This window comes from Verrucomicrobiia bacterium (assembly GCA_019634635.1).
Lineage (GTDB): Bacteria > Verrucomicrobiota > Verrucomicrobiia > Limisphaerales > UBA9464 > UBA9464.
In genome coordinates, this window is sequence record JAHCBB010000047.1 from 20,757 (window position 1) to 36,484 (window position 15,728).

At 67.4% G+C, this 15,728-nt stretch carries 13 protein-coding genes; 2 read left to right on the forward strand and 11 right to left on the reverse strand.

All coding sequences use genetic code 11. From position 1 onward, the window contains the following. Nucleotides 1-17: 17 nt before the first annotated feature. The 3 genes from KF791_19615 to KF791_19625 all read right to left on the reverse strand — a co-directional run bounded on the left by KF791_19615 (nt 18) and on the right by KF791_19625 (nt 1,275). Complete coding sequence (locus KF791_19615) at nt 18-209, reverse strand: hypothetical protein (GenBank protein MBX3734791.1); 192 nt, start codon at nt 207-209, stop codon at nt 18-20. A 71-nt stretch (nt 210-280) separates the two neighbouring features. Then, the gene (locus KF791_19620) at nt 281-601 is read right to left on the reverse strand and encodes a DUF1844 domain-containing protein (GenBank protein ID MBX3734792.1); all 321 of its coding nucleotides are present in this window, start codon (nt 599-601) and stop codon (nt 281-283) included. After that, entirely contained in the window at nt 598-1,275 is a 678-nt protein-coding gene (locus tag KF791_19625) for an LON peptidase substrate-binding domain-containing protein (protein MBX3734793.1), read from the reverse strand. Before KF791_19625 ends, KF791_19620 begins: the two co-directional genes overlap by 4 nt. A gap of 90 nt (nt 1,276-1,365) precedes the next feature. Here KF791_19625 and KF791_19630 point away from each other — a divergent pair, with 90 nt between their 5' ends. Beyond that, nucleotides 1,366-2,160: a hypothetical protein gene (locus KF791_19630; GenBank protein MBX3734794.1), complete on the forward strand. Its 795-nt coding sequence runs from the start codon at nt 1,366-1,368 to the stop codon at nt 2,158-2,160. Nucleotides 2,161-2,260: 100 nt separating this feature from the next. Then, the gene (gene moaA, locus KF791_19635) at nt 2,261-3,289 is read left to right on the forward strand and encodes a GTP 3',8-cyclase MoaA (GenBank protein ID MBX3734795.1); all 1,029 of its coding nucleotides are present in this window, start codon (nt 2,261-2,263) and stop codon (nt 3,287-3,289) included. A gap of 37 nt (nt 3,290-3,326) precedes the next feature. Here moaA and KF791_19640 read toward each other — a convergent pair whose 3' ends face one another. The 8 genes from KF791_19640 to KF791_19675 form a co-directional block, all read right to left on the reverse strand. Further along, nucleotides 3,327-7,388 (reverse strand): hypothetical protein, encoded by a 4,062-nt coding sequence (locus KF791_19640; GenBank protein MBX3734796.1) that lies wholly within the window; start codon nt 7,386-7,388, stop codon nt 3,327-3,329. A gap of 553 nt (nt 7,389-7,941) precedes the next feature. Then, on the reverse strand, nt 7,942-8,889 hold the full coding sequence (locus KF791_19645; GenBank protein ID MBX3734797.1) for a sugar phosphate isomerase/epimerase: 948 nt from the start codon (nt 8,887-8,889) through the stop codon (nt 7,942-7,944). 202 nt (nt 8,890-9,091) lie between these two features. Beyond that, nucleotides 9,092-9,895, reverse strand: coding sequence for an endonuclease/exonuclease/phosphatase family protein (locus tag KF791_19650; GenBank protein MBX3734798.1), 804 nt, complete (start codon nt 9,893-9,895; stop codon nt 9,092-9,094). 190 nt (nt 9,896-10,085) lie between these two features. Further along, a complete protein-coding gene (locus tag KF791_19655) occupies nt 10,086-12,590 on the reverse strand; it encodes a hypothetical protein (protein MBX3734799.1) in 2,505 nt (834 codons plus the stop codon). A 9-nt stretch (nt 12,591-12,599) separates the two neighbouring features. Then, a complete protein-coding gene (locus KF791_19660) occupies nt 12,600-13,457 on the reverse strand; it encodes a hypothetical protein (GenBank protein MBX3734800.1) in 858 nt (285 codons plus the stop codon). Between the two features lie 136 nt (nt 13,458-13,593). Continuing rightward, nucleotides 13,594-14,310: a PEP-CTERM sorting domain-containing protein gene (locus KF791_19665; GenBank protein ID MBX3734801.1), complete on the reverse strand. Its 717-nt coding sequence runs from the start codon at nt 14,308-14,310 to the stop codon at nt 13,594-13,596. Nucleotides 14,311-14,344: 34 nt separating this feature from the next. Beyond that, nucleotides 14,345-15,031, reverse strand: coding sequence for a prepilin-type N-terminal cleavage/methylation domain-containing protein (locus KF791_19670; GenBank protein MBX3734802.1), 687 nt, complete (start codon nt 15,029-15,031; stop codon nt 14,345-14,347). 250 nt (nt 15,032-15,281) lie between these two features. Further along, the coding region (locus KF791_19675; GenBank protein ID MBX3734803.1) for a hypothetical protein at nt 15,282-15,728 on the reverse strand (447 nt) is incomplete at its 5' end.

Below are 15,728 nucleotides of genomic sequence, written 5' to 3' on the forward strand. Positions count from 1 at the left end.
GGACCCTCCCGGACGGATCACGCCCTGCGGGAACCCGAGAGCAGCCGGGCGGGGAGGTACAGGATCGCCCGGAGAAGTCCGAATGCCGCACCCACCACCAGCGCCACCAGGCGAAACGGCAGACTCAAGAGCCAGACCAGCGGAAACAGCAGCAGCACCAGCAGGGCCAGCGGCCAGCAGACCACCAGGAGGAGAGCCCACCCGATCATCAGGAAAAGCAAGTTCACCTGGGAAAAGGACACCCGCCAGTTCCGCCGGTTTCAGGAAAATTTCGGCCGGCTCATCCGGCATCCCGGCCGGCGTCCAGCACCGCCGCCAGCGCATCCCGTGTGACCCGGAGTGAGCGTCGAAGCAGGTGGGTCTCAGGCCCGGACAGATTGCCGCGGGTTTTCACCTCCAGCATCTCCAGCTGGTCAATGAAGCGCTTGGCGGCGGCGACGTCCAGGGCGTGGCGGCTTCCGGTATCCGGATTCTCGATCTGTCCGAGGAGCATCAGCGCCATCTGCGCATGCCCCGCCACGAAGTCCTCAAAGAGGGCCCGGTGGATCTCAGCGGTGGAGGCCGACTGGAGGCGGTCTTCGTCCAGGGGGGAGGCGTTCACGGGGAGGTCGGCTTTTGTTGCAGGCGGGCCACCTCGGCGAGCAGGAAGTGCACAAGGTGCCGGAGGCGTTCCTCCACATCGGGGGACTGGAGCACCACCTGGCGCATGGCGGCGTCGGGCAGCAGGAGGGTGGCCGCAAGGTCGGCGAGAATTCCCGGATCCCGCACCCGGCGCAACGCCTCCATGCAGTCCGCCACCGAGACCGGTTCTTCCGACGCCGGACACCCCGCAAGCCGGATCACGGCATCCAACGGGATGGAGACCCCCAGCGACAACCGGGCTTCCACCAGTTCCAGCACGCGGGACATCAGGGCATCGGTGACGAGGGAGTCGGAGACCTCGTCGGCCACCGGCTCGATCCGGTGCACGCGATAAGGCTTGGTGCGCACCGCACGGCCAAGCCGGACGCGCGACACCCCCTGAAGCAGGAGGTTGGAGGTGCCGTTGGGGTGCCGGACCGAGACGCGGATCAGTCCGATCCCGGCCAGCTCGCAGGGCCGTTCGACGGACGATCCCGGGCGGCGCATCGCCAGACACATCATCCGGTGCCCGTCCAGGGCGTCGGCCAGCAGGCACCGATAGCGGGGCTCGAAAATGAACAGGGGAACCAGGGCCTGCGGAAAGAGCGGACAACCGTCGAGCAGCATCACCCCGATGCGATCGGGCAACTCCATGAAGCCACCCTACCGGTGAGATGGCTTCCCGCAAGCGGCACCCGGAAGGCTTGCCAGCGGGATGGCACGCGATCAGCTTGGTTTCAGTCCATGAATTCGAAAACCCTGAGCGCCCTTCTGGGGCTGATTGCACTGGGACTTGGCATCGGCTGGCTGCTGACCTCCCGGCGGTCGAGCCAGGAGGCCGCCGACGCAGCGGCCCGGGTCACGCGGATGTCCAATGAGCTGGTCGAGGTTTCCTCGAAGCTGTCGGGTGAGCAGAAGCGCAGCCTGTTGCTCCAGACCAATCTGGCCCTGCGAACGGACGAACTGGGTTCCCTGTCCAATCGCTGGTACAGCCTGACCGAGACCCTGTTGAAGACGGAGGCCCAGGCCAAGGCCGCCGCCGCCGCCGCCCAGTCCGAGATCGAGCGCCGGGACCGGCAGATTGTGGAATTGGAGGGCGAGCGGGACGGGCTGACCCTGCGCATGAACGGGCTGACCGAGGAACTGGAGTCCCTGAACGGCCGTATTTCGGACACCGAGCGCAAACTCGCCACCAGCGAGGGCAACCGGGATCAACTGCAGAAGGAGCTGCGACGGTTGCTGGCCGAAAAGGCCGAACTCGAACGTCGTTTCAACGACCTGGCCGCGCTGAGGGATCAGGTCCGCAAGCTGAAGGAGGACGTCAGCGTCGCCCGCCGGCTGGAGTTGCTCCGCCGCGGACTTTACGGAACGGACAAGAAGGGCGCCCAGTTGCTGAACGAGGGATTCCGCCGGCCCGTGGCGGAGGTCGCGGCGACCAATCGCCCGATTCAGGCGGAACTCGGCACCGACGGCTCGGTCAAGATTGGCGGCGGCCCTTCCAGCACTCCGGCCCCGATCCCGCCCGGGCGCCCCCGGTGATCCCCAAGCCCGCGCGCAGGTGCAGGCTCGCTCCGCGGCGGTGCGGAGGTAGGATGCTGCCGTGACGAACGGGCTCCTGCAGGATTCCCACGGGCGGACGATGCGCGACCTCCGGGTCAGCATCACCGACCGCTGCAATTTCCGCTGCCTGTACTGCCTCCCGGAAACTGAGGAGTCCGCCCAGTTCTATCAGTCGCGCTTCAGGCCTCCTGCGGAAACCCCAACCCCGACCCCGATCCGCTACACCTGGAAACCCCGCTCGGAACTCCTCTCCTTCGAGGAGATCGAACGAGTGGTCCGCATCGCCGTGGGTCTCGGGATAGACAAAATCCGGATCACCGGCGGGGAACCCCTGCTGCGGCGTCATGTGGACGTTTTGATCGCGCGCCTCGCGCTCATTCCGGGGATTCGGGACCTGGCGCTGACCACCAACGGATTTCTGTTCTCCAGCCTTGGCGGCGCACTTCAGGCCGCGGGACTTCGCCGGGTCAGCTTCAGTCTGGATTCCCTCGATCGCGACAACTTCAGGCGGATGACGGGCCGCGACGGGCTGGGCGAGGTGCTGGCCGGAATCCGGAGGGCTCGGGAGCTCGGGCTCGATCCGGTCAAGGTCAATGCCGTGGTGATCCGCGGCCTGAATGATGGGGAGATTGGGGCGCTGGCGGCGTTCGGACGCCGGGAAGGTCTGGGGATGCGGTTCATCGAATTCATGCCCCTGGACTCGAGCCGGGCATGGCAGCGCGACCTGGTGGTGCCGGGTCGTGAAATCCTTCAACGCATCCGGGCAACGTTCGATCTGGTGCCCTTGAACGGGAGCGCCAATCCCTCCGAAACGGCCCGCCGCTGGGCCTATGCCGACGGTGCCGGGGAGGTCGGCATCATCGCACCGGTCACGGAGCCGTTTTGCGGCCACTGCAACCGCCTGCGTCTCACCGCCGACGGGCGGATCCGCACGTGCCTCTTCAGCCTCGGGGAGCATGATCTGCGCGCCCCCCTGCGGGACGGCACGTCCGATGCAGACCTGGCGGCAAGGCTCATGGCGATGGTGCGGGAAAAGGAGCCGGGACATCGCATTGGCCAGCCGGATTTCGTCCAGCCCGCGCGCACCATGAGCTGCATCGGCGGTTGAGCGGCCCCGCCGCCGTCGGCGATCGAGGTGGAGAGATCTACTCAGCCAGCAGCCGGACCTCGACGCGCACCCATCGTGCAGCATCTCCCTCAGGCACCGGTTCCTCCAGACGCCAGGTGACTTCCTCGAATCCCGGTGGCAGATCGGAGGGCACCAACGCCAGCTCCTGATCGGTGCTCGCGGGAACCCAGCCGCCGTCGAGGAGCGTGTCCCGGATCGCCACGGTGTAATCCAGGCCGGCGGCCCATGCGTCGCGATGCCGCCGGTGCGTCACGAGCACGCGGGTACGCGGGCCCTCGGGGGCCAGGGAAATCCGTGGGCCGACCGACCGGGCATCGTCGGCCTCAGGGTTCCCGCCAAAGGCGAACTCCAGCAGATTGGGAAGTCCGTCCCCGTCGCTGTCGTCCTCCGGCGGCGCGCCGCCGATCCCGTTGGTTGTGGCCCAGAGTTCGTAGGGGGAGCCGCCACCGATCTTCCGAACGGTCAATGTGGTCGGAGTCGTCTTGCGCGGGAACAAATCCCCGTAGCCGGAATCCTGGACCTCGAGATCGAGTGTCCACAGGGCCTGCGACGATCCCCTCAGGGCAGCCGCATCGGCCACGGAGACGATGCCGGAGTCTGCATCCACGGTGAAGAGGCCTTCCGCATCGCCCCCGGTGATCCGCCAGGCGAGCAGATCGAGCCGGCTGTCCCGGGCCTCCAGCGTGGCCACCACGGTTCCGGCCGGAGCCCCGGCAGCGATCGTCGCCTCCGCCACAGCGCCCACGGCGGGTGGATGCCCGATGTCAACCGCCGTGAACGCCCCCTCGGGGATCAACTCTGGCGTGGCGGTGCCCGGACGGGTCCAGGCCACCGCCAGATGATCCTCACCACCGCCCTGTTTGTGGCGGGTTTCAATGTAGTAGCGACGGTTCGCAGTCAATGCGATGGCGGCACTTCGCTGACCCGCCTGGGCATTCCACTGCTCCGGAAGCACCGCGCCACTGACACGGGCGACCAAACGGGCGGTCTCCGGTTCCGGGCCGGTTCCCAGCCACAATTCGCTGCTGTCGTCCGAGGCGATGTGGAACCGGTAGGAGCCGCTGCTGGGCACCACGAGCTGTGCGCGCATGCGGCTGCCGTAATTGCGTCCGAGATTGCGACCCAGCACGAGGCCGCTGACGGGACGCAACGCGTCGGGCTGCCCGGGATAGCGTGGATGATTGGTGAGTCCGTTGATGCTCGTGGCCCCCGAAAGGTTGGTGAAGATTTCCGCCATCGGACGCGCCGTCCCGAGGGCCGACGGGGCCAGCAGCTCACAGGTCATCAAACCCGTTGTGGACAACCCCCCGCTGTCCGTAATCCGGACGTTCAGTGCAATTTCATTGTCCGTCGTCGCCAGGAGAGCCCCGCCATCGGCCACCCGGAGCCATCCGTCAGCCGCGTCCAGGCGGACCAGTCCGGCAGGGTTTGCACTGAGCAGTTCGAGGGTCAGGACCTCTCCGGCATTGCGGTCGGTGGCTTCGATCCGCCCGAATCGTGCGCCCGTGAAGGCGTCCCGGTGGAGCCGGAGGCTCTGGGGGGTGACCTCCGGGGCGAAATTCATCTCATGGGGTGCCAGGAATCGTCCGGGGATCACCTGAAACGAGGTCACACCGGCGGCGGCGCTCTGCCAGGCCACAGCCAGGTGGTCGTCGCCTTCCGCCTCCTTCATCCGGGCCTCCAGGTAATAGGCGCGTCCGGCCTCCAGCGAAATCTGCACGGAGCGCTGGGAAGGGAACTGGGTCCAGCGTCTCGGTTCCGTGGCCTGGTTGCTGAAGGCAATGCGGCGGGCGCTTGCGGGCGAGGTGTCGGTGCCCAGGCGCAGTTCGGAAGCATCATCGCCGGCGATCGCAAACACGTAGGTTCCCGTCACCGGCGGCAGCAGGTAACCCCGCATCACGGCGCCGTACCAGTCGCCATCCCTTCGGGGAATCTCGGCATCCGTCAGCTCGCTCACGCTCGATGGGGACATGGGAAAGCTCGGATGGTTGGTCAGCCTCGCCAGCGTGGCGCCGGGGATGTCGTCGTGGCGGGCGAACGCGATGCCACCCGGCCGCATTCCGGCGGGAGTCCCCAGCACCTCCACGGCCAGTTCCAGCGTGTTGGTCAGCGCCGGCTGGCCGGCGTCCCAGGCCGACACCCGGAGCGGGAACGTTTCGGCAGCGGCGGTGAAATCGCGCAACAAACGGATTTCGCCGGACCCGTTGATCCCGAAGGCGTCGGCGTGCTCTCCCGGCTCGATGCCAAACCGGAGCCGCGTGTACAGATCGGGGTCGGAAGCCGTGACCGCGCCCACCCGTGTTCCCGCGCGCGTCCCGCGGTGGATGCGCAGGGGCCCGCTGCTGACCACCGGCATTTCGTTGACATCGTCCACATGCACCACCACACGGCGCCCCGGTTCGTCGAGCGCCGGATTCCCGGGGTATCGGATGTCCACCAGGAGGTCGAACTGCTCCCGGACCTCGAAGTCGAGGCGCGTGGCATCCAGCACCGTGACCTCCCCGTCGGGCGCCACCCGGAAGACGCCAAGTCCGCTGCCACCGGTCGCCTCGAACCGCCGCGGATCGGGATGATTCGCATGGCGGCCCAGATCGCCGACGACGGTGCCCATCGGTGAATTCTCGGGGATTCGGAAGCGGACCGGGGCAACGCCGCCCTGCACCGTTCCGGTCACCTGGTAAAAGCCAAGACTTCCGTACGTGGTAAAACCGGATGTGGCATTGGCACCCCGGCCGGCACCCCGGACCCGGAGGACATACTCCCCGGGCGGCAGATTGGTGTTGAACGAGGCGCGCAGGGTGTTGGCCGGGCTCGAGGCGAGGATCAGGGTGTCGGCCGTGTCGGTCAGCTCGAGGCGGATCGCCAGGTTTGGAGCCACTCCGGCCGGGCGCGCGGTCAGGTTCAGTTGACCCCCAAGCGTCGAAAACCGGAAGGCGTCCACGTCCGTGTTCCGCTCGATGATCCCGCGGTTGGTGACCGTGCCGCCATCGAAGATCTCAAGGAAGCCGGCGGCCGCAAAGGTGCCGCCATGGTCGTCCGCCCGATACGCCACCGAGGTGTTGGAGGTGGTGATCACGCGCAGATCATCTTCGCGGTTGGACGCATTGGCATACTCCCCCCGCGACCACTGCGTCACGGGCTGACCATAGGCCACGCCCATGATGGGCGCCCAGCCGACCTCCCCGCTGCCGTGGCCCCCATAGTATTCCTCCCGGTCACGGCCGGGCGGTTGCCGCCCGTCATGGCCCAGTCCGAGCGTGTGGCCGACCTCGTGGGCAATCTGCTCCGCCGCGTCCTTGACGGTTGTTCCGAACGCCCAGCACGGCGTGTCACCGGTCCAGTTCCAGGAGCCAATGAACGCCACGCCTCCCGTGCCAGGTCCGGCATCGGTCGTGGGTGTGATGATGACCCGGATGCGGCTGTTCTCCGCAGCCCGCTCAAAGGCCCGAAGATCCGTGGTCACATTGATGTTGAAGCTGGTGTAGTCGGCAGCCACGTGGCGCCAGATTTCCCGGATCTGGCCCGCGGAGAAGCTGGCCCGTCGCGCGACAATCAACCGGCCGTTCCATTGGGACGTGGTCTCACCATCGAAGTCCAGGTACGCGACGCCGCGGGCCCCCGGCAGGCTCTCCAGGACGGGCACACCGTTCTGGTAGTCAGGAATCGGAATATTGGGGTGCTGCCCGATGTCCACCAGCGGTGCTCCTTCGGGCACGGGTTCTGCACTGCCGGGGGCAGGGGCCGGCGCGGAGGCGGCGGGCACATAGGCAACGCAGACCACCTCGTCCAGTTGCCGGGCGACGAGTTCGGGACTGCCATCCTGCGAGGACGGTTCCAATCGGTGCGCCCTTCCGGTCCCGGGAAATTGCACCACCCCGACATGGGTCCCCGCGATTCCGGGAATGGACTGCCGCCGAAAGAAAAACGAGCCCGGTTCGGGCGCATCCAGCCGCCCGGAAATCCATTCCACGCCCGTGGCGGTGTCCATCACCTCCAGCACTTCACCCACGGCCTCCGCCCCCCCAGGCAATGGGAATCGGGCCGGCAATGGAGCCTCCCGCCCGGCATACTGCTGCATCCACGCGGGATCCCATGGGAGTCGTGGTCGCGGGCCCACCCACGGGGGAAGCGGCGGTTGGCTGGCCTCCGGGAGCGAGGGACCCTGCGCAGCTGCCGTTGCCCCGCGGGGGTCCGCCTCCAATGAAGTTTGCTGTACCTCAGGGGCTTGTCCCGTCCCTGAAGGCGTCCCGGTCCCGACATCACCCGTCGGAACGGATGATCCCGTGATCGCCAACCCTGGCGAGGGTGACGTCAGGCGGCCGGCGAGCCAAAGGGCGGCAATCGCAGCGATCAGGGTGACAACAACAGAATGGCGCTTCATGGGAATCGAGGATCGGCCTCGTCAAGAGAGATTGGTGGCAGGCCGCTCCATCGTCGGGAAGTTGAAGCCCCGACGCTGTTGGCACGCGATCAGTCCGTCAATATCGGCATTGCGAATGGCATTGCGAAGCAAATCACATGCCCTTTGACGACGCTTCGGCGTCCGGGTGGCCGGGAGGAGGAAGGGGCGTTGGGCAGGGGGAATTCCCCCCCCGACCCGGACCCGCATCCGCGATCCTGCAGGGATCGCATCACGCCAGAGCAACCGCCCGGCGGATGGCAACGATGGTCGCCGCGGCGGCAGCCTCGTTGTCGAGGGCGTTGAGCGCGGCATTGAAGGGTTCCGCGCGCACCGGACCGTCGTAGTCCACAGCCACCAGTGCCTCCAAAAACACCTTCACCGGAATGACCCCGGTCGCCGCTGGCAGCTCGCGGCGGTTGTCCTGAAGCTCGGCCAGGGGCACCCCTGCCGGGGCGTCATTCAGGTCCACGGCAACAAGATCTCGGTTGGTCAGCCGCCGGATGGAGTTCTCAGTGTCGCCCGAAGTCCACCAGTGCCACGAATCGAGAATCACACCGGTCCCCGGCACCCCAATGGCCCCGATCAATTCCCGGGTTCCGGAAAGGTTGTGGATGAAGGAATGCCGGAACCGGGCACGAAGGCTTGGGGTGCCCACGTATTCCAATCCCAGGCGGATTCCGTAATCGGAGAGCACCTGGGCCGTTTGGCGCAGTCGTCGCGCATGCCGCTCCATGTTGTCGGCGTGGGAGAGTTCGTTGTGGCCCGGGGAGATCCACGTGCCGATCCGCGTGGCACCCACCGATTGCAGCGCCGCAGCCACCGCCGGCAGCGCCGCAACATCCCGTTCGAAAACGTCATCCGATCCCCGGAAATCCACTGGAAGATTGGCCGATCCCCAGCGGAGTTCTGCGCGGACGAGGGCTTCGGTCACCCGCCGCCGGCCCTCGGCGTCCTGAAGCACCAGCCAGCCGGCATCGGGCTGGACGGACTCAAAGCCGTGGGCTTCCGCAAGGCGGATGATGTCCGGCAGGGTACCGCTGACGCCGATCGCGCCCGGGGTGAGATCCAGGGTGAACCGCCGCTGGCCGGAGGCATCGCCGCAGGCGCGCGACATCAGCGTTCCTGCAGCGAGACCCGCGGCGAGAAACCGGCGGCGGGAGGTGTGGGGCGAGTCCATGGCCGGATCCTGAGCCGGACTGGCGCCCATTCAATCCTGCGGTTTCGGCTCCTGCCGGATTCAGACGGTGCCGCAATCACTCAGCAACCGCCAAGGGCCCGTCCCGGATCTCGCACTTGAGAAGCCGGGGTGAACCGTGATGGAGGACGTTTCAGCGCCGGGGGACTCCCAGTCAGGCCATTCCGGAAAGACCGCTGACCGATCAGCGCAGCCGTTCCAGTGTCGCCCGCACCGGCCGGTGGTCGGATGCGACGGCTTCGGGGATCACCGCGGTGTCGAGCACGCGCCATCCGCCCGGAGGCGCGAAAAGCACAAAGTCAATCCGGCGGTCCGGCCCCTCGGAAGGAATGGTCGGCTCGGGATGGCTGGCGGCGGCATCTGCAAAGCTCTCAAGAAGGATTTGCAGCGAACGGCTTTCCGGCTCCGCGTTGAAGTCTCCGGCAAGGATCACGGGACCCTCCGCCGTTCGCAACCGGTCCGCCAGGGCCCGCGCGGATTTCTCGCGCAGATCCTCGCGCTGATGATCGAAGTGGGTGCTCGCAAACCAGACCGATGTCGCAGACCCCGGCGGGCGGACGCGGGTGATCAGGGCGATGCGCGGCTCCCGGCCCGTTTCGCCGGGCAGCAGGAACACTTCGACGGTCTCGACCGGCCAGCGGGACAGCACCGCCTGGCCGTAGGCACCTCCAGCGAAATCCATCGCCTTTCCGAAAACCGCGTGCATTCCGGTGCGTTCACCCAGCACCGCCGTCTGGTCCACACGCCCGGTCCGGTCCGTATGGCGGTCCACTTCCTGAACCGCCACCAGGTCTGGTTCTGCGGACCGGATCACCGCGGCGATCCGGTCCAGGTCGAGCTTCCCATCCGTTCCCTCGCCATGGTGGATGTTGTAGCTGAGCACCCGAAGGGTGGCTGGTCTCGTGTCCGTTTTGTGGCCGCATCCGGCAATCAGACCCAGCGCCACCGTCGCCGCCAGGGCGTCGAGCACGAATCTGAGAAGAGACATTCGTCGCATGCGCTCCCCAATAGACCGTTGTGGCGGAACCGGCCACCCGTAAATTTTTCGGACCCGATTCCCCGCGGGCCCGAAGCGCCCGCGGCGATGCCAACGGTCCTCCGGCAAGCAGTGCGGCGGCCGTGGAGCGGTGGCTCCGGTGCGAATGCATCCGAGTCCGCAATGGCGGTGGCGGGCAGAGCTACCAGTTACCGGGCGACGGCTTCTGGCTTCCAGGCCACTGGGTCCAGTCAGCTTCCGGGTCGAAGCGCAGTGACGCCGGCAAACGCTCGAGGATCTGCGACTGGAGGTTGGCGAGCACCGGAGCCCGGACGCGCGCGGCAACCTCCAGCGTGAGGAAGAACTGACCGGAGTCATGTGCCGCACGAAGCTGCTGCGGGAGACGAGCGGCCGAGCCTCGGACCACGTCCCGAAGGTATTCCGCGAGCGGCACGCCGACGAACCAGGGCGTGCGCAGACCGACCACATTGCGTCCGGCGTCCCATTCCAGCCAGGCATTGTCCAACGTGTTCACCGGCCCCGGCCCCGGAGGGGGCAGCGGACCCACCACACACATGGCCACGCCATCCACATGACGCGCGAGGGGATCAGCGACGGTGCCCGCGGCGCGCAATCGTTCGCAGGCACGGGCCACCCCGGCCCAGTCCACGGCGTCCAGAGATCGGCCCCCGGCGAAACCGCAGAGGCCGACGATGGGCAACTCAGGATAGAAGTCGCCGCGGACCAGAAAGCCATTCGGAAACTCGGACAGGAATGTCCGGACAATGACCTCGTAGTGCAGGCGGGTGAGCTGAAAGAGAGGGAGCCACTGACAGAAGAGGCCGTCGGGCTTCAGGGCCCGGTGGACGGCACCAAAATGCTCCCGGGAGAAGAGGCGTCCTTCCCCGGTCCGCCATGGCAGGAACAAGTCGCCCACGATGACGTCATAGACACCGTGGGTCGAGGCGACTCCGGACCGCGCATCGTCGAGAAACACGCGCACGCGGGCGTCGTCGAAGACGGAACGGTTGAAGGGGGCAAAGTGTTCCCGGGCAAACCGGACTGCGATGGGGCTGAGCTCAAAGGCATCGAGACGTTGGATGCCTGGGTTCTGTGCGGCGCCGGCGAGGGTGCTGCCAGTGGCGATACCGAACAGGGCGACGGTTGCGGGGCTTCCGTGGAGCAGGAGTGGCAGGTGTGCCTGACGTTCCTGATTCGATTGGGCTCGTGAGCCGCCCAAGGTGTACGAGTTGTTGAAAACGATCCGCCAATCGTTGGTGTCCCGGACCACCGTGGCCACGACCCCCTCCCGCCCCGTCGTCACGGCGACCACGCGTTCCGCGGGGGCATACCCGACCTGCGGCCAGCGGGCGGCGCGCGGCCAGACCGCGGCCCAGACCAGGATGAGTGCCAGCGCGGACCGCCACCCGCGCCAGGCGGGACGGCATGGGGATGCCTCACGGCCTGCCGACCGCACCAGAGGCAACGCGAAGAGGAGATAGGTGCCGGCGGCGGCCAGTGCAGTTCGCCAAAGACCCAGGGAGGGCAGCACCACGATCTGAAAGGTCTCGGCGCCCAGCCAGGAGCCCAACCCGTTCCAAGCCAGCAGGCGTGCGATGGTGCGCGGTTCCCCCGCCGACTGCAGCAGGCGGGGAAAAAGCAGGCCCGAGACCACGAATCCGGGGGCGAGCGTGAGCACGGCAAGTCCCGTCAGCCGGAGAAAGTACGCCGCGGGCGCGAGTTCATAAGGCAGGATTTGCAGTCCCGGACGGAGCCACAGGAACAGGAGGGGTTGCAGCGTCCAGACGCCCCCCGCCATCAGGAGTAGATTCCCGAGGTCCCAGCGCCGACCGCGGCCCTCCCGGAGCACCAGTGCAAAGGTGGAACCTGTCAAGGACAGGAGCACGATGGCAAGGATGGTGGCGCCCGAGAAATGGGAGTTGATGGCGATCTGGGCGAACTGGTGCTGGGCCGTGACTTCCAGGCCCAGGACCAGGAATCCGGATGCGAAGGCCAGCAGCGAGGCCACCCGCGGTGCAAGGAAATCGGGGCGGGCTGAGTGACCAGCGGAGAGATCCGGCGACGGGTTCGGGAGGTCGGTCGGGCCCAAAGCGCGATGGGCGGTCCAAGCCCCCAGTGCGAGGAGTCCGCTGAGTCCGCAGACCGCGACCCCGGCACCACGGAGACCCAGCACCGGCAATCCAATGAACACCGTGAGGGCGATGCCCAATACGCCTCCGAATGTGTTGATGGCATAGGCCTTTAGCGTGATGGCTGGATTTCGGACAGCCGACAGCACCGCCGGGAGCACCAGTCCCATGGCGACGGCCGGCGGGATGATCAGGAAGGCGGGCAACCCCCAACGGAGTCCGGCGCCGATCCCCCAGTGATCGCGGACGGCATCGGCCATGGGTGGCGCCTGGAGGACGATGAGCCCCAGCAGTGCCACGGTCAGCTCCGCGAGGGCGACCCGGCGCCACGCACTGGCGGTTCGGGCCGGACGCGCGGCAGCCAAGGCGCTTCCGAGGGCCAGCCCGATGCAAAAGGCACCGACCACCCGCGAAAACGTTTCGGCACTCGCGCCGAGCACATCCACCAGCCGACGGGTCCAGATCACCTGGTGGGCCAGTCCCGCCGCACCGCTGAACAGCAGCAGGACCAGGGCGGGAACGGAGGCATCCAGGCGGGAATTTCGGAAGCCGGTCACGCTTGGGGCTCAGAGGGGATCGCGACGCAGGCGGTAGAACCGAAGATCCGTAACCGGAGATGCCTGGAGGCGGTGCAGACGGTTGTCACCCGTGACGGGCTCCCCGACGGGTGTCCACAGGGCTCCGGCGCCCAGCTCGGGACTGGCCTCCAGCACGTATTGGTGATCGTTGACCGCGGCGAAGGTGACTTCGGGACCCGATGGGAGGTCGGCGACCGAAGCGATGGTGATGCCGGCCTGAAAGAACAGGGCGTACCTCGGGGAGGGCGGATGCAGCGGGCCGCCGCCCGGCCCGTTCGCGGAGGTATCCACGAAGCGGAATCCGATCCGGTACAGCCCCGGGAGGGAGCCACTGAACACCCGGCCGTGGATGTGCCCGTAGGGATCGGCGCCGGGCGCGCCGTCGTTCTCACTGACGGGAAATCGCGAAGTTCCATCGGTCGTCCCAACGGGCAGATCAAACGTCAACTCCGTCGCCATCGCCGCGTCGCCGGGCGTCTCCCAGAACCCGAAGCGTCCACCTGCCGGTCCATCAATGGTCTCAATGACCGCCTCGATGCGTGCGCCCAACACCGGGTGGAAGGGTGCGGGTCCACCAAAGTCGGGTGTGGCGGCCTGGCAAACAAACGCGAGCTCGGCGTGATGCCATCCGGCATACGGGCCGGCAATGGACTCCGTCAGCGGCACGACATATCCGGACTCGGCGGCGAAATTGGCCGCGTTGACGAACAGCAGCGCCGCCCCGGCTTCCGAAGTGAGGGCCCCGGCGGCAAGGTGCTCATGGGCCGGGGCACGGAGTCCCGGGAGCGCGGCAAGAACCCACGCGGCGGCAGACCAGCGGGGGCAAGGATTTCGGAATCGCATCATGGGCTCGAACGTTTCAACATTGGGTGCGGGGCCAAGGGGTCCGATCCAAGCCCGCGATGGCGAAGGTAGGCGCCCGATCCATCGCGAGTTTCCGGTCCTCTTGCGTCCCCACACCCGTGGTCATGCCGCTGCGGGTTCACCTGCGGCGAATCGCCCAGCCCAGCGCGCCGATTCCGAGCAGTCCAAGGACACAGGCTCCCGGCTCCGGTACGGCGCTGAACTGGATCTGAAGCACGTCACTGGCGGTGTGGATGGGTCCGCCGCCGACGCCATTGGCCGAGGTGTCCACCAGTTGAAAGCCCACCGTGTAGTCGCCGGCCGTGGTCGCGGTAAAACGGCGCCCGTGGAGGTGTCCGAACGGATCCCCGCCCGGAATCCCGGCGCCGGTGGAGGCGTCGCTGATGACGATGAGGTCCGGTGCGCCGCCCGCCGTGTAGCCGGACGCGTAACGGAATGTGGGCGCCGTGGCTCCCGCCTCCCAGAAGGCAAAGGTGCCGCCGGCGGGTCCCTCAACGGAGACGATGCTGTACTGGAGGAACGCCCCGGGGGCGGCGCCGTTGGGATTGGCGACGTACGGGATGCCGTTGGCGTCGGTGCCCGAAAGGGAGTGGACCGCCGTCAGCGTGATGCCTCCCTCGTAGTGGCCCGCGTAGGTTCCGGATCCCGCGAAGTTGAGGGCCTTCACGTAACCGGAGCCTGCCGCAAAATCGGCGCCGTTGAGGAAGCTCAGGGCATCACCCTGGTTCTGTCCGACGGCGCCGCTGTTCAGATGCCCGTGTTGGGCGTGGAGGGGTGCGGCGAGTGCCAGGGCCATCAGGCCGGTCGCCAGCATCCCTTGATGGGTATGTTTCATTTGTGGTGTGTGGTCTCCGGGCCATCCCGGTTTCTCAGGGGTTGGGGGTGTTGTCGTCGAGGCCGTCGGGACGCACAAAGCGCGTCACGGGGGGCCCCAGAAGGGATCGAACCCGTGTCCAGGAGAGTCCGGACACATGGGCGTCGGCGTGCAGGTAATTGGCGCCACCGCGGTGCCGGAGCACCGCAACCTGCCGCGGAAAGCGATTGGTTGTGAAGCCGCCGCCGGAGCGGTCGGCGAAATGGAAATGGTCGGAACCGTCGAAATCGCCACGCGCCTCCGTCAGATGCAGCGTTTCTCCCGGTGCGGGAACGGCGGTCAGGCGCGAGAAGTCGAGGTCCCGGGCCCCATACGGACGCGGCGTAAGAAAATCGTTGATGGCATAGCTGCTGAGGCGCGCGCGGTTGGTGTCGAGGACGCACCGGTACACGTTGGTCAGGCCGTAAGCGGCGAGCCGGCCGATCCACGAGGCCCCCTGATGCGCGGACTGGGGCAACGCGTCGCGATGGTCAGCGGCATACAAGGCACACCCGATGCCGAGCTGACGGAGATTCGACAGGCAGGCGGTGGACCGGGCGAGGCTCCGGGCTCCGGCCAATGCCGGCAGGAGCAGGCCCGCCAGAATCGCAATGATGGCGATGACCACGAGCAGTTCGATCAGCGTGAACCCGGCAGAACGGTCAAACCGGAATTCGGCGGGCGCGCGACGACAGCGTTTCATGTGACGGCCAAAGGGGGCGGGCTCTGGAATTCAGGAGCCGGAATGCGCTCCAGACATCGCAACATTCCGTGACGAGGCGACTCGTCTTCGTGGGGGGGAAGGGTCCGCAGGCTCACATCCGGTGGCGACGACCGGAAGGCGGACTCTCATCCGCGGATCCGACAGGTCCCACCTGCCGGTGTGCGAGGTGCCCGGGGCGCCCCGCCTCCGGAGAGGCGATCTGGACCAACGACACGTCCGCGGACGGCGTTCAGGCCGGGCGGGGCGGCGGCAGCAGCGGGGCCTCGGTTCGCTGGACGGGAGCGCCAAACGGGCGCATCTCCGTGACCTCGGCAGCCCGCGGGAGGACCATCCATGCCAGCGATGGGAGGGAGGCCATGTCCAGTTTCGGCGATTTCGGCGCGCCCGACTTGTTTGAGGACGCCTCCGCGCGGGCTCCCGCCTGGACCAGCGAACACAATCGGCACGGATGTTCGCCGTCAAACGTGGTGGTGACGGCCTCCGCAAACGAAGTCGTCCAGGACCGCTCAATGAGCATCGAGGTCCACGCCACCGATTGCAGCACCACCCAGTGCAGGCCCAGCGAAAGGCACAGCAGTCCGGCGGCGATCATGCGCAGGCGACGACTCACGTGAAGCCACGCTACCGGGGAAAGGCTTTCAGCGTCAACCGAAGCGGTGGCCGGTCCGTGGCGGGC

What these genes read in the sequence shown, in the direction of transcription:
- KF791_19660 (MBX3734800.1), bottom strand. Translation starts at nt 13,457, where the DNA reads ATGATGCGATTCCGAAATCCTTGCCCCCGCTGGTCTGCCGCCGCGTGG.
- KF791_19615 (MBX3734791.1), bottom strand. Translation starts at nt 209, where the DNA reads ATGATCGGGTGGGCTCTCCTCCTGGTGGTCTGCTGGCCGCTGGCCCTG.
- KF791_19625 (MBX3734793.1), bottom strand. Translation starts at nt 1,275, where the DNA reads ATGGAGTTGCCCGATCGCATCGGGGTGATGCTGCTCGACGGTTGTCCG.
- KF791_19640 (MBX3734796.1), bottom strand. Translation starts at nt 7,388, where the DNA reads ATGCAGCAGTATGCCGGGCGGGAGGCTCCATTGCCGGCCCGATTCCCA.
- moaA (MBX3734795.1), top strand. Translation starts at nt 2,261, where the DNA reads ATGCGCGACCTCCGGGTCAGCATCACCGACCGCTGCAATTTCCGCTGC.
- KF791_19645 (MBX3734797.1), bottom strand. Translation starts at nt 8,889, where the DNA reads ATGGACTCGCCCCACACCTCCCGCCGCCGGTTTCTCGCCGCGGGTCTC.
- KF791_19665 (MBX3734801.1), bottom strand. Translation starts at nt 14,310, where the DNA reads ATGAAACATACCCATCAAGGGATGCTGGCGACCGGCCTGATGGCCCTG.
- KF791_19630 (MBX3734794.1), top strand. Translation starts at nt 1,366, where the DNA reads ATGAATTCGAAAACCCTGAGCGCCCTTCTGGGGCTGATTGCACTGGGA.
- KF791_19670 (MBX3734802.1), bottom strand. Translation starts at nt 15,031, where the DNA reads ATGAAACGCTGTCGTCGCGCGCCCGCCGAATTCCGGTTTGACCGTTCT.
- KF791_19650 (MBX3734798.1), bottom strand. Translation starts at nt 9,895, where the DNA reads ATGTCTCTTCTCAGATTCGTGCTCGACGCCCTGGCGGCGACGGTGGCG.